This window comes from Novosphingobium humi (genome assembly GCF_028607105.1).
Classification (GTDB): Bacteria; Pseudomonadota; Alphaproteobacteria; order Sphingomonadales; family Sphingomonadaceae; genus Novosphingobium; species Novosphingobium humi.
In genome coordinates, this window is sequence record NZ_CP117417.1 from 2,820,590 (window position 1) to 2,841,559 (window position 20,970).

Sequence of the window (20,970 nt, forward strand, 5' to 3'; positions counted from 1 at the left end):
CGATGAGCGCCAACATGATCTCCATCGCGTCGAGCGGCCTGCGGGCCGCACGCGCCGCGCTGGACGTGACATCGCAGAACATCGCCAATGCCGGCACCGAAGGCTATGTCCGGCGCAGCGTGGCGCAAAATGAATTGTCGGCCAGCAATCTGCATTCCAGCTATGGCGAGATTTCGCAGTTGGGCGTGCGGGTGACGGGGATCACGCGCAATGTCTCGGGCTTTGATCAGGCCGAGGTGCGCCGCACCACATCGGATGCCACCCGCGCCAACACGCTGGTCGACGGATTGACCCAATTGTCGGATACGGCGGACAATTCGGGCGTCTTTGCCGCCATCACCAATTTTCAGTCGGCCCTGTCGCAAATGACGGCCAGCCCGGCCAATTCCTCGCTGCGCGCCAATGTGGTCGAGGCCGCGCGCACGATGGCGCAAAGTTTCAACGCGGCCAGCAACGGCCTGCAATCGGTCGTCACGGGCATGCAGAGCGAGGCCGCATCCGGTGTCAAGGATCTGGGCGATCTGGCCACCAATCTGGCACAGGTCAACATCCGCATCTCGGCCGACACCGACCCGGCCAGCAACAGCGCGGGCCTGCTGGATGAACGCGACACCATCCTGCAAAAGATGGCCGCGATCACCAATATCAACACCACGATCAATGCCGACAACACCGTCACCGTGCAATTGGGCACGGGCGCGGGCACCACGCTGGTCGATCATGCCACGGCGGGCAGCCTGACCATGGCCACGGCGGCGGACGGCAATGTCTCCTTCACGCTGGCCGACACGACGGGCGCCTCTACGGCCATCACCCCGACCGGCGGCTCTCTTGCCGGGCAGCAGCAGGCGATCGCCTCAGGCGTCACGGCCCTGTCGGGGCTGGACAGCGTGGCCACCGCGATGATGAACACCATCAACACCGCACAGGGCAATGGCGTCGATCTGACCGGGGCCACCGGCGCGGCGATGTTTACCGGCAATGGCGCGGCCGACATGACCATGGCGCTGACCAACCCCAACCAATTGGCTGCGGCATCGGCCGGTTCGACCGCCAGCAGCCAGAACGGCAGCAATCTGAGCGCAATGATCGGATCGCTGAACAGCGCCAATGTTTCGGGCCAAATGAACGACTATCTGTTCGGCCTGTCGAGCGCGGTTGCCGGCAACACCACGATGCGCGACGCGCTGGACACGATCGCCACCAATGCCAAAACCTCGCTGGCCGCCGCATCAGGGGTCGATCTCGATACCGAGGCGGCCAATCTGGTACGATACCAACAGGCCTATCAGGCTTCGAGCAAGGTTATTCAGGTAGCATCGACCCTCTTCGACCAATTGCTGAATCTGTAACGGAAAAGGCCAAACACCATGACCAATGTCAGCACCAGCGCCTTTTACCAGAACGCGATCGCGTCGATGACCGATCTGCGCAAGCAGACCGAACAGCTTCAGGCCCAGATCGACACCGGCAGCACGATCCAGCATTCGCGCGACAATCCGCTGGCTGCGGCCCAGATGCGCGCACTGCAGGCCGCCGACACGCTGGCGGGCGCCGACAAGGCCAATTCCAGCGCGGCCAAGACGCAACTGACCCAGACCGACGACACGCTCAGCCAGTTCACCGATATCCTTTCGCAGATCACCACGCTGACCACCCAGGCCGCCTCCTCGACGCTGAACGACAGCCAACGCGCCTCGGTGGGCCAGCAGATCGGCGCTTATTACGACAGCCTGGCCAATCTGGCCAACACCAAGGACGCGCAGGGCAACCCGCTGTTCGGCGGACAGGCCACCGGCAACGCCTATACGTTCGACCCCACCACCGGGGCGCCCACCTATAACGGCACCGCCACCGCATCGACCCTTTCGCTGGGGCCGGGGCTTTCGGTGACAACCGGGGTGACGGGGCCGGAATTTCTCGATTACCAATCGGGCGGCGTGTCAAAGAACCTGCTGACCACGGTAAAATCGCTGGCCGATGCGCTGCAAAATCCCTCGTCGAGCGCGGCGGCGGTGGCGGCGGCAAAAAACGCGCTTGATGATCTGGGCGCGGCCACCGCATCGGTTTCGGCCAGCCAGACCGTGGTGGGCGCGCGGCTGGACTGGATCACCACCACCACCAATATGCAGACCCAGACCGCCGCCCAGCGCGCCACGCGCGAGGCCGATGTGGGCGGCACCGATCTGGCCGCCACCATCGCCAAGCTGAGCCAGCAGATGACCGTGCTGCAGGCGGCGCAGTCCAGTTTTGTGAAAGTGGCCAATCTCTCGCTCTTCTCGATGCTGAACTGATTGGCCAGCCCCCCGTTTCCTGCCGGGCCCGATAAAGGCGGCACGTTTTTGACCGACAAAGGACGTTAACCATGTTTCCCGTTATCGGTTTAGTCATTCTCTTCGCCGCGGTTTTTGGCGTGTTTGCCATGACCGGCGGCGCGCTTGGCCCGGTGTTCGAGGCCATCCCGCACGAGGTGGCGACCATTGGCGGTGCGGGCATCGCGGCCCTTATCATCGGCAATGACATGCATGGATTGAAGGCGCTGGGCGCAGGCTTTGGCAAGGTGTTCAAAGGGCCTCGCCATAACAGGCAGGATCACATCGACGTGATCGCGCTGACCACCAAGCTGATGAAACTGCTGCGCACCGAAGGCCCAGTGGCGATGGAAGGCCATGTGCAGGACCCCAAAAGCTCGGCCATCTTTGCCGAATATCCGCGCCTTCTGGCCAATCAGGAACTGACCGACCTGATCTGTGACACACTGACGCTGATCGTGGTGTCATCCGGCACGCTGGAGGTGCATGCGGTCGAGGATGTGATGGACAATGCGATCAAGACCCATCTGAGCGGCCTTGAGCACCCCCAGCATGCCATTCAGAACCTGGGCGATGCGTTGCCTGCGCTGGGTATTGTGGCGGCGGTGCTGGGCGTGGTCAAAACCATGGGCTCGATCGACAAGCCGCCCGCTGTGCTGGGCGCGATGATCGGCTCGGCGCTGGTGGGCACGTTCATGGGCGTCATGCTGGCCTATGGCATCGTGGGGCCCATGGCCGGGCGTCTCCAGCAGGTCAACGAGGCCGATGCGCAGATCTTCAATTGCGTCAAACAGGTGATCATCGCCTCGCTGCATGGCTGGCCCCAGCCGCTGGTGGTGGAAAGCGCACGTTCGGGCCTCAGCCATGACTATCGCCCCGGCCTGTCCGAACTGCTCGACGCGCTGCGCGGCAGATAAGGGAAACCTGCGATGGCGCCGCCGAAAAAACCGGGCAAGAACGAGATCCCTGCCCCCATCATCGTCAAGAAGATCACCGTGGTGGCCGGCGGCCATCATGGCGGCGCGTGGAAAGTGGCCTATGCCGACTTTGTGACCGCGATGATGGCCTTCTTTCTGCTGATGTGGCTGCTGGGCGCGACCACGGAAAAGCAGCGCAAGGGCATCGCCGATTATTTCACGCCCACGCTGGTCAAAACGCGCGAGGGCAGCGCCGGCTCGAACGGGCTGCTGCATGGCAATTCGCTGACCGATGTGGACGATTATCCCAATCGTCAGGGCCAGACCGGCACCCGCGCCATGTCCATCCCGCGCGATGCCACCGGCGGCCCCCGCGAAGGCGGCAGCAAGGTCAAGAAAGTGGCCTCGGTCACGCAGAAACTGCAGCAAAAGCTCTCGGCCACGGAAAAGCTTCGGAAACTGGCGCGCACCCTGAAGGTGACCGCCACGCCCGATGGCATCCGGCTCGATCTGGTCGATGACGCCGATTTCTCGATGTTTCAATTGGGCACGACGATCCTGACCCCCGATGCGGTGCAATTGCTCCATGCCATCGGCTCGGTGCTGAAGGATGAGGACGGCGGGCTGACCATTCGCGGCCATACCGATGGGCTGAAATGGAAACGCAACGATACGATCAACAACTGGTCGCTTTCGGCGGGCCGCGCCGAGGCCACGCGACAGGCGCTGATGCGCGACGGATTGGGCGAGACGCGGTTTCGCCGCATCGAGGGCGTGGCCGACCGCGAACCGCTGATCGCCGACAACCCCAATGACGCGCGCAATCGGCGCATGTCGATCCTGCTCAATTACCAGTAAAGCTGCGTATGGCGCAGCGACGGCTTCTTCACCTCGCCCATTTACTTCCTGGCAACACAGGAACGGGGCGAGGTCCGGCGCTGTATTCGGCCCAGGGCGCGGCTCCGTCAAGCATGGAGCCTTGTCATGTCTGCGCCACTCGACCACGCCACGCTGGCATCCGATCGGGTCATCCCCGCCCGCAGCGAAGTTCTGCCCCACGAATTGCCCGATGTGCTGGAGGATTTTCCGCAGGCGCGGGTGCTCAGCCTCGACTGTTTCGACACGCTGATCTGGCGCGACACCTATCGCCCCATTGATGTGTTCGAGGTGCTGCCGGGCATCGCCGGTTCCCAGCGCGCCCGTGCCGAGGAGGCCGCCCGCCGCGCCGCCCATCTGATGGTGCGCGGCGAGGATGTGACCATTGCCGAGATCTATGACAAGCTGATGCCCGGCGCCGCGCCCGAGGCGCGCGAGGCCGCGATCCGCGCCGAACTGGATGCCGAGGCCACCCATTGTTATGCCTTTACCCCCACCGTCGAACTGATCCGCCGGGCCAGGGCGCGGGGCATGCAGGTGGTGATCGTCTCGGACACCTATCTGAGCGAGGAGATGCTGCGCGAGCTGATCGCGCGGGCCGGCGGTGAGGAGCTGTCGGCCATGATCGACCGGGTTTTCGTCTCCTCGCATTGGCGTCTGCCCAAGGCGCGCGGGCTTTATCGCCATGTGCTGCCCGAACTGGGGGTCGATGCGGGTGCGGTGCTGCATATCGGCGACAATCTGAATGCCGACGTGCGCGGCGTGACGCCCTTTGGCGTGCAGGCGGTCCACCTCAAGCAGTTCCACGCCGAGATCGAGCGCCAGTTGCGGCTGGAGGCCTGCCTCGACCCGCTGCTGTCCGAGGGCAAGGGCACACTGGCCGCGCCCCAGCCCCACCGCGCCGCGCTGGCGCAATGGACGCCGCAATTGACCGATACGGCCCAGCATTTCGGCTATGCCGTGCTGGGGCCGGTGTTTGCCGGCTATGACCGCTGGCTGGATGAGCAGGCCGATGCATTGCAAAATCAGCGCGGCGGGACGGTCCACCGCCTGTTCCTCATGCGCGACGGCCATCTGCCGATGCAGGTCCATCGCGAACGCGGCGGCGTTCATGGCCATGCCGTCGAAATCAGCCGCTTTACCGCCACGGGCGCGATTTTTACCAACGATGCGGCCATCGACGCCTATGTCGAGGACCAATTGGGCACCGACCCGGCCGTGATCGCCCGACAGTTGCTGGCCCCGCCCGCCGAGGTCAAGAAACTGGCCGCGATTCCCGACAAGACCAAGGGGACGCAGGCGCTCTATGCCCTGCTCGACCGGCGCGAGATCCGCCGCTTCATCCACAAGGCCGCGCGCCGCATGGCCGACCGGATCATCACCCATATCCGCCATGCCGCCGATCCCCGGCCCGGCGATACGCTGATGCTGGTCGACCTTGGCTATAACGGCTCGGTGCAGAACCGGATCGACGCGCTGCTGGCCGAGGCGATGGGGGTGCATGTCGCGGGGCGCTATCTGCTGCTGCGCGAGGTGGAAGCAAGCGGGCTGGACAAGGCGGGCTATTTCGATGCGCGCCATTATGACCACGACGCTTTGAACGCCATGGCCAACAATGTCGCGGTGTTTGAACAGTTCTGCACCAACACCGCAGGCTCGGTGATCGACTATACCGAGCGGGGCGCCCCGATCCGCCGCGCCAATGACATCAAGCAGGCCCAAAGCGCAATCCGCGAGGCGGCCCAGCAGGGGTGCCTGCATTTCACCCGGACCCAACCCGCAGCCAGCCAGCGCGCCAGCCGCGATCCCGCGATGGAGGCCGAACACTGGCGCCGCGCCAATGCGGCCACGCTGACCCGGCTGATGTTTCTGCCCATGCCTTATGAACTGGGCGTGTTTGAAAGTTTCGAGCATGACGTCAATCTGGGCACGGATGAAACCGTTGCGCTTTTTCATAAGGGCCACGCCCAAAAGGGGCTGCGCCAGCAGGGCCTGTTCTATCTCAAGGGTGCACGGCGCATGTTCCTGCCCGCCGAATTGTCCGAGGAAGGCATGGCCACGCGCCTTGCCTATCTGGCCACCAGCCGTTTCGGCATGATGCTCAACGTAAGCGATTTCGTCGCCGAGGGCGGTTTTCTGGTGCCCACGATCTACAGCAACGGTCAGGAAGTGGTCGAAACGCGCTTCAACGCGCTGCCCACGCATAACGGCTATCACAGCCTGTGCATCCCGATCGGCGATTGCCGCTTTACCGCCGCGATCCAGTTCGGCGCGCTGTTCGACTGGGTCGAGATCTATTCGATCACCGCCCTGCCCCAGGCCGAGCATCTGAACAACAAGCATGATACCGCCAGCCGCGAGATCGCCATGTCGCCGCTGCTCGAGGGGATCGAGGCGCGTTCGGGCAATCTGTGGCAATGCACATCGCCCCATGGCTTTGCGCTGATCAACCCGCCGCCGCGCCGCGACGATACGCCCATGATGCTGCTGGTGGTGTTCCGCCCGGTAACTTGGAAGGAAGGCGTCGAAGCCTGAATTTCGCCACCGACAACAGCAAAACGCCGCGCCCCCAACGGGACGCGGCGTTTTCTTTATGGACCGGCTTCGGATAATCGGGCGGGGCAAACGCGGAAAGACCCGGCGCCTCCCTTTGGGGAAAGCACCGGGCCGTTCCGGGAATTACCCGGATCGCGGCTTACTTGAGCAGCGAGAGGACATTCTGCTGGCTCTGGTTGGCCTGGGCGATCATCGCGGTCGAGGCCTGCGAAAGGATCTGGGCCTTGGCCATCGCGGTCGATTCAGCCGAATAGTCGGTGTCCTGAATGCGGCTGCGGGCGGCCGAGAGGTTGGTGGAGTTGTTGGTCAGGTTGTTGACCGCCGACTGGAGCTGGCTCTGACCGGCGCCGAAACCGGCCGCGGCAGTCGAAACCTGACGGATCAGCGTGTCCATCGTGTCAATGGTGGCCGAAGCCGAACCGCTGGTGGAAACATCGATGCTGCTGCTCTGGGCCGACCAGTCGATGCCCTGCGAGGTCAGCGTGATCGTGTCCGAGCTGTTCGCGCCGGCCTGGATCGAGAAGGTCGTGGTCGAGGCCGAACCGGCACCGGCGGTGTTGAACAGCGCGTTGCCGTTGAACTTGGTGTCCGACAGGATCGAGCCGATCTGGGTCTTGAGCGAGTCGACTTCCTGCTGCATGTCCTGACGGTCGGTGTCCTGATAGGTGCCCGAGGCCGACTGGACCGACAGTTCGCGAACGCGCTGCATCATGTTGGTCACTTCGGTCAGCGACCCTTGCGCCGTCTGGGCCAGCGAGATGCCGTCATTGGCGTTCTTGATGCCCTGGTTCATACCGTTGATCTGGCTGGTCATCGAGGTCGAGATGGCCAGACCTGCCGCATCGTCGGCGGCCGAGTTGATGCGCGTGCCGGTCGACAGGCGGGTCATTGCCTGCGAGGTCATGTTGGCCGCACGGTTCGAAGCATTGGTGGCCTGAAGGGCGTTAACGTTGGTGTTGATGACAGTCATGTTTCACTCCCGATTTGTCCCGAAGGTTGCCAGCCCGCCGGTCCATCCGGTACTGGCTGCCAGCCACTAGAGCGGCCGGGAAAGCGCGGTTTTAAGCCCTTGGCGAAAATTTGTGCGCAGGCCGTTCAGGGCAGCGCTTTATCCGGTCCGGTGATTCGCCCGATCAGGCCTGCGGTAACGAATCAATCCCGCGGCGCGCGCATGTGACGGTCGTTTTCGCCCCTTATTAAGCCCCGGAATAAAATTTTTTTGCCGCTTGTTGGGCAAGCGTGCCGCGATAGCCGCAAAACGGGGGGGCAAATCCCGCAAACTAGGGATTGTTACGAGGGCTTAAATAACGCCGGATTTGACGTGGGAGTGTCAAAAACAGCCTCGGGAATGATTAAATCCGGGACTGGGAAACAATGGACTACATCGAGGTCACCAACAGCACGGCACAGCGGCATGCCCCGCTGGTTCAGCGCGCCGGGGCGGTTATCGCCACGATGGGCAACACCTGCCGGCTGCGCCTGATCGAAGGCGGCGGCGATGCCAAAGCGCCGGCCCTGAGTGATGACCGCACGACCATCGCGCTGTTTCACACAGCGACCAACCGGATTGACCGGCTGCCCACGCCGCGCGGCGGGCGCAGGCCGCATTTCGTGCTCAATTATGCGGACCCTGCCGGAGAGGATGCGCTGGCCGCGTTAATCTCTTGTGCCACATTGGGTGGTCCGGTGGCGGCCGATCCGGACTCGCTGTCGGTGCTGGCGCTGGCCGAACGTCTGGCGATGAGCGACATTCCCGTGCTCATCGGCGGGCCGACGGGCACCGGCAAGGAAGTGCTCAGCCGCTATATCCACGACAGCAGCCCGCGCCGTAACGGCCCCTTCATCGCCGTTAACTGCGCCGCCATGCCCGAGGCCATGCTCGAAGCCCTGCTGTTCGGCCATACCAAGGGCGCCTTTACCGGCGCGACCAGCGCCAACGAGGGTTTCTTCCGCGCGGCCGACGGCGGCACGCTGCTGCTCGACGAGATTGCCGAAATGCCGCTGGCGCTGCAGGCCAAATTGCTGCGCGCGCTTCAGGAAGGCGAAGTCGTGCCGATCGGCGCGACCCAGCCGGTGCGTTTCGATGTCCGCATCATCGCCGCGGCCAACCGTGATCTGCCCACCGAGGTGGCGCAGGGCCGGTTCCGCGCCGATCTGTTCTATCGCCTCAACGTCTTTCCCCTGGCGCTCAAGCCGCTGCGCGAAAGGCTTGAGGATATTGCTCCGCTCGCCTTTGCGCTGGCGATGCGCCACACGCCCGCCCACCGCGCCGTGCCGTGGATCGGCAAAGAGGCGCTGGACATGCTGCGCAGCCATGGCTGGCCGGGCAATGTGCGCGAGCTGGAAAATGTCATCCGCCGCGCGCTGCTGCTGGCCGAAGGTCTGGGCGGCTCGCCCAGCGCCCAGATCGGCCCTGAACATATCCGCTTCGATTGCGTGGCCAAGCTGGTCGACGAACCGGCGGCGGCTGCCGAAACGGCTCCTGTCCCCGCCCCGGTCGCCCCGATGCCTGAGCCCAACGCCGGCGGGCGCAAACTGGCCAGCATCGTGCAGGTCAGCGAGGCCAAGGCCATCCTTGAAACGCTGGCGGCCTGTGGCGGCAGCCGGATCGCCGCCGCGCGCCAGTTGGGCATTTCCGAGCGCACGCTGCGCTATCGCCTTGCCTCGCTGCGTGAAGCCGGGATGCCGGTGGCCGCGGTGGGCGGAGGCCGCAGATGAGCGCCATCGGGGGCATCGCGGGCGGCGGCGCATGGGGCGGGGCATCGGGCCTGCGCGACATCATGAATCTGCGCGCCCAGATCATCGAAAAATCGCAGATCCTGCAACAGATCCATTCGCCCCAGACCCAGTCGGTCGGCGCGACCGGATCGGGTCAGGGCCATTTCACCGACCGGCTCAGCGACGCGATGCAGTCGGTCAACGCCACCCAGCAGCGCGCGGACCAGCTGACCACCGCCTATGAAACCGGCCAGACACAGGATGTCGCCAAAGTGATGCTGGCACAGCAGGAGGCTTCGGTCGGTTTCGAGGCCACGCTTCAGGTGCGCAACAAGCTGCTTTCCGCCTATCAAGACATCATGAAGATGGGGGTCTGATAAATGGCCGACCTTGTTCCGGCCGCCGACATGGGCGGCCTGCCCGCCGCCTCGCCGGGCTCAATCCTCACCCCGCTTACCGCGCCCGACGCCGGGCCGCCGATGGCCCGCGCCCGCGCCTTTCTGGGCCAAGGGCCGGTCAAGAAGGCGCTGCCGTGGTTTGCGGGCGTGTCCCTGCTGGGCGCGGGCGCTTTGGCCTGGGGCATGTTGGCCCAGCCGCCCCAGCGCGTGCTCTATTCGCATCTGGATGACGGCGAACGCGCCAATGTCGCCGAACAGCTCGACAAGGCCAAGATCACCTATTCGATCGACAATGCCACCGGCACGCTGACGGTGGATGAAGGCAATCTCTACAAGGCACGCATGGTCGTGGCGCAGAGCGGCACGCTCTCGATGCCCGACACGGCCAATGACAGCCTCGACAAATTGCCGATGGGGGCCAGCCGCGCGCTGGAGGGCGAACGCCTGCGCGCCGCGCGCGAACATGAACTGATGCTCTCGATCAAGGAGATCGACGGCGTGCAGTCGGTGCGCGTCCATATTGCCGAGGGCGAGAAATCGGTCTTTGTCCGCGATCAGATCGCCCCTTCGGCCTCGGTCATGCTGCGCCTTGCCGACGGGCGCCAGCTTTCCGACAATCAGGTGCAGGCCGTGGTCAATCTGGTGGCAGGCTCTGTGCCGGGCCTTTCGCCCGATGCGGTGCGGGTGGTCGATCAACGCGGCCGCCTGCTGACCGATCGCGGCGGCGCGGACAGCGACCGGCTGGAAATGCAGGCCCGGATGGAGGAAAAGCTGCACGGACAGGTCGCAGCCCTGCTGACCCCGATGCTGGGCGATGACAATTTCACCAGCGAGATCCAGGTCGATCTGGACATGGAGCAGGTGACCAGCGCGCGCGAATCCTATGACAAACAGGGCGTGGTCCGCAGCGAAACCAGCCAGCAAAGCCAGCAGGCCGCCACGCCCCAGCCCACCGGCATCCCCGGCACGCTGTCGAACACGCCGCCGCCCACCACCCAGCCTTCGCCCGGCGCGCCGCAGGGTACGCCCTCCACCGCCGCCGCCCCCACCCCAACCGCCAGCGAATCCAGCGCCAGCAAGAATTACGAGCTGGGCCGCGAGGTGGCCGTGACCAATCGAGGGCCGGGCCGAATCCGGCGTCTGTCGGTGGCGGTCGCGCTCTCGTCCAAGGCAATGGCCAAGGCCAAACAGGCCGATATCGACCAGATCAAATCGCTGGTCTCGGCCGCCGTGGGCGCCGATCCGGCGCGCGGCGATCAGGTGGCCGTGGTGGTGCGCAGTTTCGAACCCGTCGCGGCGGCCCCGGTGCCTTTCTATGAAGCGCCATGGTTTGACCGCGCGCTGCATTACGGGGCGATGCTGCTGGGCACGCTGATGGTGCTGCTGCTGGGCGTGCGCCCGCTGATCAAGGCCGTGCGGGGCGACAAGCCCGCCGCGCCCAAAAAGCCGTCCAAGGCCGACAAGGCCAAGGCGCAGGCCGCAGCGCAAGAGGAAGGCGCCGAAGCGGTCGAAGCCGTCAATGCCGCCGATCCTCCGGGCCTTGGCCCCATTTCGCCGCGCAGCCGCGATCCCGAACCGCAGTCTGTCGATGCCGACATGGTCGAGCGGCAGGTCGGTCTTGCCCAGCAGATCGTCGACACCAAGCCCGACACGGCCGTCATCGCCCTGCGCCAGATGTTGCAGCAGCCCACCCATGAAGAGGCGCCCACCCCATGAGCGAGATGAATTCCCTCGAAACCGCAGGCGCTCAGGCGCCGGCCGTGCCGCCGCTCTCGGATGCCGAGGCCGCCGCCGTGCTGGTGATGCTGCTGGACGAGGATCAGGCCAGCCGGATGCTGGGGCAATTGAGCCCGGCCGAATTGCAGTTGCTGGGGCAAAAGATGTGCGCGCTGGGCGAAATCGGGCCGGAGGCGATCTGCCGGGCGGTCGACGGTTTTGCCGCGCGCACCGAAAAGCTGGGCATCCACGCATGGGGCCGCACCGACCGCGTGCATGGCTTGATGCGCCGCGCGGTGGGCACGATCAAGGCCGATAATCTGATGGAGCGGATCGCCCCCGAGGCCCCGCCTGCCACCCCGCTTGAAATCACCAAATGGCTCAACCCGGCCGCCATCGTGCCGCTGGTGCGGGGCGAACATCCCCAGGCGATCGCCGTGCTGCTGGTCCAGCTTGAACCCGATGTGGCGGCCAAGGTGCTGCACTCGCTGCCCCCCGAACAGCAGACGCAGGTGGTCCACCGCGTGGCCACGATGGGCCCGGTCAGCCCCGAGGCGCTCTTGATGCTGGAAGAATTGCTCAGCCGCCGGATCATCGAGTTTCATGGGCGCGGCACGCTGTCGATGGGAGGTGCGAAAAACGCCGCCGAAATCATCAACAACTCGGCCAAGACGGTGGAAAAGCGGGTCATTCCCGAGATCACCAAAATGGACAAGGCGCTGGCCCGCGCGATCGAGAACGAGATGTTCAAATTCGAGCATCTTTTCGAACTCGACCCCAAATCCATGGGCGCCCTGCTGCGCGAGGTGGAAAGCGACATCCTGATCAACGCTCTGAAAGGCATTGCCGAGGATCAGCGCGATGTGTTCTTCGCCGCCATGTCCAGCCGCGCCGCCGATGGCGTCAAGGACGAGATCGCCAGCCGGGGCCGGTTGAAAATGGCCGATTGCGTCGAGGCGCAAAAACAGATCGTCACCGCCGCTCGCCGTCTGGCCGCCGAGGGCGTGATTTCCTTCGGCAGCGGCGAGGACGATTATGTCTGATTTCGGGTCCGATCTGGGCGCCATGCTGGGCAGCGGCAGCGGCGGGTTCACCCCCGATGCGCGCTTTGCCGGGCTGCGGGGGATAGAGGAGGATCTGCCCCGCCCGCTCTCGGTCATGCGGATGCGCTTTGCCGCGGATCCCGCCCCGGCGGCCGCCCCGCCCCCGGTCGTCGTGCCCGAATTTCCCGCCGCGCCCGATCCCGTCGAGGAGGCCCGCGCCGATGCCTATGCGCAGGGCTGGGCCGATGCGCAGGAGGCCGCCGAACTGGCCGCGGCCAGCGCCGAGGAGACACGCGGGCGGATGGAAATGGTGGTCCGCCGTCTGGATGGCGAATTGGCCGAACAATTCCGCCAGCGTTTGATGGAAACGGTCATCGCGCTGTGCGAAAGCTGCCTTGCGCCGCTGGCGCTGGACAAGGACGCGCTGATGCGCCGGATCGAGCGCGCCGCCGCCATGTTCAACCGCGCCGATGATGACCGCCTGATCCGGATGCACCCCGAAGATCTGGCCGCGATCCGGCCCCGCCTGCCCAATGAATGGCATGTCCAGGCCGATCCGACCATGGCGCGCGGCGCGATCCGCGTGGAAAGCCGCAGCGGCGGCAGCGAAGCGGGCGGCGCCGAGGACGGCCCCGAACAATGGCGCCGCGCCATTGCCGAGGCGCTCGATGTGGGCGGGCTGGACTGATGCTGCGGGTCTTTGACGATCTGTTGGGCAATCCCCAGCCCATCGACCTTTCCCCCCGGCGCTATGGTGTGGTGGCGGCCTGCGATGGCGGCCTGCTCGAGGTTTCGGGCCTGTCGGTGCCGGTGGGCGCGCTGTGCCGGATCAGCCACGGCAATGGACAATCCCTGCCCGCCGAGGTGATCGGTTTTCGCAATGGCCGCACGCTGATGATGCTGCTGGGCGATACGGTGCTGCTGCGCCCCGGCGCGCGGGTGCGCCCGGTGGGCAAGCCGGGGATGCTGCCGGTGGGCGAGGTGTTTCTTGGCCGCGCGGTCGATGGCGAGGGCAAGCCGATTGACGGCCTTGGGCCTTTGCACCCCCGCGCCCTGTGGCCGGCGGGCGGCGTGCGCGCGGGCGCGCTCGACCGCAGCCCGGTGCGCCAGAGTTTCGACACCGGCATCCGCGCGCTCAACGCCATCACCACCTTTGGCGTGGGCCAGCGTATCGGCATCATGGCCGGATCGGGCGTGGGCAAATCGGTGCTGCTCGACATGATCGCGCATGGCGCATCGGCCGAAATCGTCATCGTCGGCCTGATCGGCGAACGCGCGCGCGAAGTCTCCGATTTCGTCGAGCGCCATATGGCGGGCAGCAAGCGCGCCACCACCGCCGTCATCGCCGTGCCCGCCGACCATGCGCCCAATCTGCGCATCCGGGGCGCAATGCTGGCCACATCCATGGCCGAATATTTCCGCGCGCAGGGGCGCCGGGTGCTGCTCATCATGGATTCGCTGACCCGCGTGGCCCATGCGGGGCGTGAAATTGGCCTGCTGCTGGGCGAGCCGGGCGCGGCGCGCGGCTATCCCCCGTCCGCGCTGGCCACGATCACCAAGCTGGTCGAGCGCGCGGGCAATTCGGCGCAGAGCGGCGGCTCGATCACCGGCCTCTATACCGTGCTGGCCGATGGCGATTCGCAGGATGATCCGGTGGTCGATACCGCCCGCTCGATCCTCGACGGGCATATCGTCCTTTCCCGCGATCTGGCCCAGCGCGGACAATATCCGGCCATCGACATCGCCGCCTCGCTCTCGCGCGTGATGACCGACATCACCAGCAAGGAACACCAGCGCCTTGCCCGCGCCTTCCGCGCATTGGTGGCCGCCTATGAGGCCAACCGCGATCTGGTGCTGATGGGCGCCTATCGCGCCGGGGCCGATCCGCAACTGGACCGCGCCATCGCCATGCATCCCGCTCTGGTGCAATTCCTGACGCAGGAGGGCGGCTCGGTGGTCACGCTGGATCAGGCCGTGGCGCAATTGGGGGCGCTGCTGGGCCATGAAGGCTCACGATGAAGGCTGAGCGCGACAAGCTGAAGCGTTTGCAAAGGCTTGAGCGCGTGCGCGCCATCGCCAAGCAGACCGTGGCCACCGAGGCCGCCCGCGCCGAAAGCACCTATACACAGTTGATGCAGTTGGCCCAGCGGACCGGACAACTGGCCGCCGATTATGCCGCGCGCACCGATATCACCGATGGCGCGGCCCTGCGCGACATGAACCGTTTTGCCGCCGGATTGCAAGGCATACGCGCCGCAACGCAGGCCGATGCCACCCGCGCGCAGGCCATTGCCGACAAGCGCCAGCAGGAATTGGCCATCGCCGAGCGCCGCCGCGCCGCCGTCGAGGACCGCGCCACCGCCCAAGCCCGGCAAATGGCCGCTCGGCAGTCCTATGCCGCATTGGCCGGAGCGATGCAGGGCGCAAAACGCCGCGATTCACGGGGGTGAACCGCATCGCGGGAATTGGCACGCAGCTTGCTTGAATTGCGGGTGAAGCCTCAAACGGAGCCAGCGTCCATGCCCGAAGCCACCAGTTTCAACATCGGTTCCAGTCCCTTGAACGCGCTGTTTGGCGCGGTAACGGGGGGCGTGGCGGCGGGCGTGGCGGCGCAGGCGGATGATGGCAGCCCCAATGGCTTTCAGGCCATGCTGGCCGCGCAGACCGGCCCGAACCAGGCCCCCGGCACGCAAGCGGGCGCGGCGACGGGCCTGCCTGCCGCCCCCGCGCCGGTCGCGGCGACCATGGCGGCGCTGCGCGGCAATGTCGCGGCGATGAACGGGACGGATATCGTGATGCCCGAAACCGGCCATGCGGCACCCAACATGCCCATCGCGGCATCAAGCGGCAATTTGCCGGTGGGCGGCAAGATCTTGCCGGTGGCCCTTGCCCCGCAGGAGGGCCCGTCGGACAAGACCGATCCCGCAACGGATACGGCGCCCGATGCCGCCTCTGCCGCCGCGCCCGAGGCCGTCAAAGCCTTGCTTGCCAAGGCGACGGGTGCCGCTCCGCGCCCGCGCAAGACCGCCGCCGAACCGGCGGGGCCGGATGACACCCCGGCCACCGGGCAGGCCGACAAGGCGGCTGCGCCGACCGGTGATGACGCGCCCGATCCGGAGGCGGCCGTCGCCGCGCCCCAGACCGTGACGCCCGAAGCCCCGACGCCCCCGGCGCCCACGCCCGATGGTTCCGTTCCGTCCGCCGCCGCGCCTGTCGTCATGCTGGCGATGAACCCGCCCCCGTCGCCCGCGCCCGACGCCGGAAAGGCCGCGCCAAAGGCGGATGACAAAGCCGACCGGTTGGCCATTGCCGGCGTTTCGGCCCCATCAACGATATCGCCCGCCGGTCTTGCCCCCAACCGGGCAGCGACAGCCGCAGCCGCGACCGCCGCGCCGGTTCAGACGCCGATTGCCGCAACAGCGCAAGGGGCGGCGCTCTCTCCCCCGCCCCTTGGTCCGGCGGCAGCGAATGGTGAGGGCACGGCGCAGCAAGGCGAGTCCGTGGCGCAAGCCGCCGCGCCGATCATCACCGCCACACTTCCGCCTGCTGCGGCGCTTCTCGCTTCGGCCAAAACCGCCGCAAAGCCGGTCAAGTCAGCCCCATCGGCCACCGCCACGGATGATGCGGCAGCGCCGCAGGGCGCGACCGCGCTGCATCAGAGCGCGCAGGCCGCCTTGCAGGACAGGCCCCTGTCCGCCCTCGACACGAGCACCGACACGTTCAGCAACACGGGGGGCGGTGCCCTGAACGCCGCCCAGCCCAGCGGCGAGGCCGCCCGGATCGCCGCGCCCACCATTGCCGACATCGACACGGGCGCATCCCGCGATATGAGCGCGCTGGTCGACCGGCTGGTCGAGACGCGGGCCGCGATGCGTTCGGGCGCTCCGGCGCAATGGGTGCAGACCTCGATCCAGCATGCCGAATTTGGCCGGGTCGCCTTGCAGATCCGGCAGGATGGCGACAATCTCTCGGTGGCGATGGCCAGCAATGATCCCGGATTTGCCCCCGCCGCCCAAGCCGCGCTCAACGGTTCGCAAAGCCTGCTGCAACCGGCCGCCGCCGCGCAGAATGGCGCCGAAACCGGCCGGAACCCCGATCAAGGCACAGGCCAGAACGCGGGCCAGCAGAGCCAGAACACCTTCTCCGGCGGCCAGCCGGGCGGGCAATTCACCGGCCAGTTCAATGGCCAGTCCGGCGGCCAGAACCAGCAGCCCGCCACGCGCCAGCAGGCGCCCTTTGCCAATGGCCCGACCGCCGCGCCCCAAGGCCAGGCCCCCGGCGACACGGCAGGCAGCGCGACCTCAAACCGCTCGGGCATTCTGGCCTGACCCCTTGTTTGAAACAATTCAGAGACAGAAATCATGAGCAAAGACAAAACCGACACCGGCGATAAACCTGCCAAGGGCAAAAGCCCGATACTGCTGATCGCGATCACGGCGGTGGTGATGCTGGCCGTGGGCGGAGGCGGCGCCTTTGCCTTGGTCAAGATGGGGATCATCGGCGGGGCCAAGGAGGCCGCCCACAAGGAGGACAATTCGCCCAAGCTGATCCGCAAGGGTCAGGAAGACCCCTATGCCCCCAAACCCGCCGAGGGCGGCAAGGAAGGCGAAGGCGCGCCCAAGGAAGTCGAGGGCGAAGGCGGCAGCCCCTACAAGACCTCGTATTATACGTTTTCGGACGATTTCACCTCGAATCTGAAAAATTCCTCATCGCTGGTCCAGGTCTCGATCGCCTGTTCGACGCACCGGGATGGTCGCGTGCTTATGTGGTTGAAAAAGCACGAATTGGCGATCCGATCGGAAATGCTCAAAGTGCTGGCCGATACGCCCGAAGAGGATGTCTCGACCATGGAAGGTAAGGAAAAACTGCAAAAGCGGCTTACCGCGTCAATTAACCATGTTTTGACAGAGGAAGAGGGCTTTGGCGGCGTCGATGCCGTCTATTTCAAGAGCTTCCTCGTCCAATAATGCGCCAGAGCGACCGGAGACCCGCATCATGAAACCGCAGCGCGAGTTCATCGCCGAGCGCCCCCTGGCCCAGCATTGCCCAGAGTTGCTCAAACGCGGCCCCGCGCCCGAAGACCTGCTGCATCTGCTGGAAAAGATGGGCCAGCGTTTCGCGCGCCGCCTGTCGGGCGCCTTTGCCCCGCTGATGGGCGGCGAGGCTCCGTTTGTCAGCTGCACCAGCCCGCGCGAAACCAGGCTGGCCAGCCTGAATTCCTCGATTGCCGCTCTGGCCGCCAACAGCCTGCTGGCGGTGGGCGGGCCGCAGACGCCGATGCTGGTGTCGATCGAGGCCGAACCTGTGCTGCGCATCGTTGATCGCGCCTTTGGCGGCAAGGGCGAGGCCCCGGCCCCCCTGCCCAAGCAGTTTCCGCCCGCCGCCGATCTGATGATCGCCCGGCTTGAAGTGCTGCTGGCCGAACATCTGACGGCGGCCGTGGCGGCCACGGCCGGGCGCGGCGGCGATGGCGAGATGCCCGAAATCGCCGCGATGCGCCGCAGCGGCAGCCTGATCGACCTGTCGCCTTTCGACGACAATCTGCCGCTGGCGATGCTGTCGCTGGAGGTGGACGATGGCGGGGTTCTGCCCTGGCTGATGACGGTGGCGATGCCCTTTGCAACACTGGGGCGGATCTTTGGCTATGCCGAAAAGCCCGCACGCCGCGCCGCGCCCTATTATCGCGGCGATCCGATGGCCGCGCCCTTTGGCGATGTGCCCGTCACGATCAGCGCGGTGCTGGTGGACATGCGCGTGCCCTTTCCCGCGATTGCCACGCTGGCGCCCGGCGTCATCCTGCCGGTTTCGGTCTCGCGCCAGATTCCCCTGCGCGTGGGCGAGAGCACCATCGCCCATGGCACCGTGGGCACGATGGACGACCGCGTGGCCGTAAAAATCGACAAAGCCTTTACCGATGAGAGGAATAACCCATGAATTTCGAAACTTCGCAAGGCTTTGGCGCGCGCGGCTTTGACTTCCTCAAGGATGTCGATGTGCGCCTCTCGGTCGAATTGGGCCGCACCGACATGAAGCTGAAGGATGTGCTGGCGCTGGGCGAGGAAAGCGTGGTGCTGCTCGACCGGCTGACCGATGAATTGCTCGACGTGATGGTCAACGGCAAGGTGATCGCCAAGGGCGAGATCGTGGCGCAGGGCAACCGCTTTGGCCTGCGCATCGTGGAAATGGCAGGCGCCGAGGACAGCCCCGAAATGCCCGCCCCCACCGCGCGCGGTCGCGGCAGGGCCACGGACGCCGAATAATGCTGTGGTATGTCGCCAAGCTGCTGATCCTTCTGCCGCTGATCGGCGCCATGATCTGGGGCAGCCTGAAACTGTCGCAGAAATTCCAGTCGCGTTTCATGGCCGCCGGGCAAGGCCGCCGTATCCGCATCGTGGAAACCGTGATGCTCAGCCCGACCCAGAAGCTGGCGGTGATCGCCTTTCACGGGCGCGAGATTCTGGTGGCCAGCACGCGCCATGGCATGACGCGCCTGTCCGAGGTCGAGGTGATCGACGGCGAGGCCTTTGAGGAAAATTTCCGCGACGGCGCCGATTTCGCCCAGACCTTGCGGAGGATCGACAAGTGAGGCGGTTGATGCGCGCCCTTTTGGCGGTCCCAATCTTGTTCCACGCGGGCACGGCCATGGCGCAGGCCGCCCCGCCGGGGTCGGCCATTCCGGGCGCGCTGGACCGCGCGTTCTCGTCCATGAACGGCGGCCCGGGGGGCGGCATGACGCTCTCGATGCAGATGCTGCTCATCATGGGCCTGCTCTCGGTCCTGCCCACGCTCATCCTGATGATGACCAGCTTTACGCGCGTGCTGGTGGTCTTTTCGATCCTCCGGCAAGCGATGGGGTTGCAGCAATCGCCGCCCAATCAGGTGCTGATCGGGCTGGCGCTGTTCCTCTCCCTCTTCATCATGACGCCCACGCTCGACAAGGTGAACGCCAACGCGATCACCCCCTATTCGGCGGGACAGATCAACGCCCAGCAGGCGATTGCGGCCTCGGGGGTGGAATTTCACGCCTTCATGATCCGCCAGACGCGCCGCGCTGACCTTCAGATGTTTGCCGATATGGCCAAGGCGCCCAAATTCGACCGGCCTGAGGATGTGCCCTTCTCGATCCTGCTGCCCGCCTATGTCACGTCTGAACTGAAAACCGCGTTCCAGATCGGCTTCATGCTCTATCTGCCCTTTCTGGTGATCGACCTTGTGGTCTCGGCGGTGCTGATGAGCCTTGGCATGATGATGCTCAGCCCGGCGATGATTTCCCTGCCCTTCAAGCTGTTGCTTTTCGTGCTGGTGGATGGCTGGGCGCTGCTGATGGGCAGCCTTGCGGCCAGTTTCAACTGATGGACGAGACATCCCCCCTCCTCGCTCTGGCCGACCGGATGCTTTATGTGGTGGCGCTGTGCGGCGCGCCGGTCCTGCTCACCAGCCTTGCGGTCGGGCTTGTCGTCTCGATCTTTCAAGCCGCCACTTCGGTCAACGAACAGACGCTGACCTTCATCCCCAAGGTGGTGGCCACCGGGCTGGTGCTGGTCCTGTTCGGCGCAGGGATGCTGGGGCTGATCGAGGATTTCGCGCGCGAGATCTTTGCCGCCATCGCCCATCTGGGCGCGATGCCCGGTCAATAGGGAGGCGCGCGATGATCGGCCTCGATTTCGGCTTTGGCCCGCTTCAGGATGAATTCTTCCGCTGGATGTTCCTGATGACGCGGATCGGGGCCGCGCTGGTGGCCGCGCCCTTTTTCGGCATGATGAATATTCCGGTTCAGGTACGCGTGATTACGGCGGGCGCGATTGCCGTGCTGGTGGCGGGGTGGACCAACACCGCGATGCCCGCGCATTTCTTTTCGCTTTCGGGCCTGCTGGCGGTGGCGGGCGAGGTGCTGGTCGGCACGGTGATGGGCTTTGTTCTGCAATTCGCCTTTGCCGCCCCGGCGATTGCCGCTGAACTGATCGGATCGGGCATGGGCCTGTCGATGGCCTCGACGGTGGACCCGCAAAACGGCGCGCATTCGCCCGCGCTGGGGCAATATTTCACCGTGGTGCTGACGCTGGTGTTCTTTGGCCTTGGGTGCCATCTGCAATGGATCGCGCTGGTGGTCAAAAGCTATGAGGTCTTTGCGCCGGGCCACACATGGATCGGGCCGGACCGGATACAGGCGATCCTCTCCTTCGGCTCGGTGCTGTTTGCCACCGCGATTGCCATGGCGCTGCCGGTGACGCTGCTGTTGCTGCTGGTGCTGGTGGTGGCGGGGGTGCTCTCGCGCTCGGCTCCGGCGCTCAATCTTTTCTCGCTGGGCCTGCCTGCGGCGATTGCGGCCGGGTTTGCCGCCATGCTGGCCACCAGCCCGATGCTGACAGACCGGATGATCGAATTGTCCGCCGATGCGATACGCGCGGCCGCGCGCATGATCGGAGCCTGAGGC

The 20,970-nt window shown here is 65.7% G+C and carries 21 protein-coding genes; 20 read left to right on the forward strand and 1 reads right to left on the reverse strand.

Features of this window, described 5'->3' with window-relative positions:
- Positions 1–2 precede the first annotated feature (2 nt).
- From flgK to PQ457_RS13355, 5 genes are all read left to right on the forward strand, one after another.
- Positions 3–1,352 carry a flagellar hook-associated protein FlgK gene (gene flgK, locus PQ457_RS13335; protein WP_273617296.1) on the forward strand — a complete coding sequence of 450 codons (1,350 nt, stop codon included), beginning with the start codon at positions 3–5 and terminating at the stop codon, positions 1,350–1,352.
- A gap of 18 nt (positions 1,353–1,370) precedes the next feature.
- Complete coding sequence (locus PQ457_RS13340; RefSeq protein WP_273617297.1) at positions 1,371–2,294, forward strand: flagellin N-terminal helical domain-containing protein; 924 nt, start codon at positions 1,371–1,373, stop codon at positions 2,292–2,294.
- A gap of 71 nt (positions 2,295–2,365) precedes the next feature.
- Positions 2,366–3,229: a flagellar motor stator protein MotA gene (motA, locus tag PQ457_RS13345; protein WP_273617298.1), complete on the forward strand. Its 864-nt coding sequence runs from the start codon at positions 2,366–2,368 to the stop codon at positions 3,227–3,229.
- 12 nt (positions 3,230–3,241) lie between these two features.
- Positions 3,242–4,087, forward strand: coding sequence for a flagellar motor protein MotB (locus PQ457_RS13350; protein ID WP_273617299.1), 846 nt, complete (start codon positions 3,242–3,244; stop codon positions 4,085–4,087).
- Between the two features lie 126 nt (positions 4,088–4,213).
- Positions 4,214–6,640 carry an HAD family hydrolase gene (locus tag PQ457_RS13355; protein ID WP_273617300.1) on the forward strand — a complete coding sequence of 809 codons (2,427 nt, stop codon included), beginning with the start codon at positions 4,214–4,216 and terminating at the stop codon, positions 6,638–6,640.
- 160 nt (positions 6,641–6,800) lie between these two features.
- Here the strand turns inward: PQ457_RS13355 and PQ457_RS13360 are convergent, their stop codons facing one another.
- Entirely contained in the window at positions 6,801–7,631 is an 831-nt protein-coding gene (locus tag PQ457_RS13360) for a flagellin N-terminal helical domain-containing protein (protein ID WP_273617301.1), read from the reverse strand.
- Positions 7,632–8,035: 404 nt separating this feature from the next.
- On the opposite strand from PQ457_RS13360, the gene PQ457_RS13365 reads away from it, so the two are divergent.
- The 15 genes from PQ457_RS13365 to fliR all read left to right on the forward strand — a co-directional run bounded on the left by PQ457_RS13365 (position 8,036) and on the right by fliR (position 20,967).
- Positions 8,036–9,379, forward strand: coding sequence for a sigma-54 interaction domain-containing protein (locus tag PQ457_RS13365; RefSeq protein ID WP_273617302.1), 1,344 nt, complete (start codon positions 8,036–8,038; stop codon positions 9,377–9,379).
- Positions 9,376–9,756 carry a flagellar hook-basal body complex protein FliE gene (fliE, locus tag PQ457_RS13370; protein WP_273617303.1) on the forward strand — a complete coding sequence of 127 codons (381 nt, stop codon included), beginning with the start codon at positions 9,376–9,378 and terminating at the stop codon, positions 9,754–9,756. The genes PQ457_RS13365 and fliE overlap by 4 nt, the downstream gene beginning before the upstream one ends.
- Positions 9,757–9,759: 3 nt before the next feature.
- The gene (gene fliF, locus PQ457_RS13375; RefSeq protein ID WP_273617304.1) at positions 9,760–11,493 is read left to right on the forward strand and encodes a flagellar basal-body MS-ring/collar protein FliF; all 1,734 of its coding nucleotides are present in this window, start codon (positions 9,760–9,762) and stop codon (positions 11,491–11,493) included.
- The gene (locus PQ457_RS13380; protein ID WP_273617305.1) at positions 11,490–12,536 is read left to right on the forward strand and encodes a flagellar motor switch protein FliG; all 1,047 of its coding nucleotides are present in this window, start codon (positions 11,490–11,492) and stop codon (positions 12,534–12,536) included. Before fliF ends, PQ457_RS13380 begins: the two co-directional genes overlap by 4 nt.
- Positions 12,529–13,224: a FliH/SctL family protein gene (locus tag PQ457_RS13385; RefSeq protein WP_273617306.1), complete on the forward strand. Its 696-nt coding sequence runs from the start codon at positions 12,529–12,531 to the stop codon at positions 13,222–13,224. The genes PQ457_RS13380 and PQ457_RS13385 overlap by 8 nt, the downstream gene beginning before the upstream one ends.
- Positions 13,224–14,555, forward strand: a complete 1,332-nt coding sequence (locus PQ457_RS13390; RefSeq protein WP_273617307.1) for a FliI/YscN family ATPase — start codon at positions 13,224–13,226, stop codon at positions 14,553–14,555. Before PQ457_RS13385 ends, PQ457_RS13390 begins: the two co-directional genes overlap by 1 nt.
- On the forward strand, positions 14,552–14,986 hold the full coding sequence (locus PQ457_RS13395) for a hypothetical protein (RefSeq protein ID WP_273617308.1): 435 nt from the start codon (positions 14,552–14,554) through the stop codon (positions 14,984–14,986). The genes PQ457_RS13390 and PQ457_RS13395 overlap by 4 nt, the downstream gene beginning before the upstream one ends.
- A gap of 69 nt (positions 14,987–15,055) precedes the next feature.
- Entirely contained in the window at positions 15,056–16,864 is a 1,809-nt protein-coding gene (locus PQ457_RS13400; protein ID WP_273617309.1) for a hypothetical protein, read from the forward strand.
- A 33-nt stretch (positions 16,865–16,897) separates the two neighbouring features.
- Entirely contained in the window at positions 16,898–17,503 is a 606-nt protein-coding gene (locus tag PQ457_RS13405) for a flagellar basal body-associated FliL family protein (protein ID WP_273617310.1), read from the forward strand.
- A gap of 28 nt (positions 17,504–17,531) precedes the next feature.
- Positions 17,532–18,470 (forward strand): FliM/FliN family flagellar motor switch protein, encoded by a 939-nt coding sequence (locus PQ457_RS13410; RefSeq protein ID WP_273617311.1) that lies wholly within the window; start codon positions 17,532–17,534, stop codon positions 18,468–18,470.
- Positions 18,467–18,796, forward strand: a complete 330-nt coding sequence (gene fliN / locus PQ457_RS13415) for a flagellar motor switch protein FliN (RefSeq protein ID WP_273617312.1) — start codon at positions 18,467–18,469, stop codon at positions 18,794–18,796. Before PQ457_RS13410 ends, fliN begins: the two co-directional genes overlap by 4 nt.
- On the forward strand, positions 18,796–19,122 hold the full coding sequence (locus PQ457_RS13420; RefSeq protein WP_273617313.1) for a flagellar biosynthetic protein FliO: 327 nt from the start codon (positions 18,796–18,798) through the stop codon (positions 19,120–19,122). Before fliN ends, PQ457_RS13420 begins: the two co-directional genes overlap by 1 nt.
- A 56-nt stretch (positions 19,123–19,178) precedes the next feature.
- Positions 19,179–19,889, forward strand: coding sequence for a flagellar type III secretion system pore protein FliP (gene fliP / locus PQ457_RS13425; protein WP_273617314.1), 711 nt, complete (start codon positions 19,179–19,181; stop codon positions 19,887–19,889).
- Positions 19,889–20,173, forward strand: coding sequence for a flagellar biosynthetic protein FliQ (locus tag PQ457_RS13430; RefSeq protein ID WP_168604284.1), 285 nt, complete (start codon positions 19,889–19,891; stop codon positions 20,171–20,173). The genes fliP and PQ457_RS13430 overlap by 1 nt, the downstream gene beginning before the upstream one ends.
- A gap of 11 nt (positions 20,174–20,184) precedes the next feature.
- Positions 20,185–20,967 carry a flagellar biosynthetic protein FliR gene (gene fliR, locus PQ457_RS13435; protein ID WP_273617315.1) on the forward strand — a complete coding sequence of 261 codons (783 nt, stop codon included), beginning with the start codon at positions 20,185–20,187 and terminating at the stop codon, positions 20,965–20,967.
- Positions 20,968–20,970 lie beyond the last annotated feature (3 nt).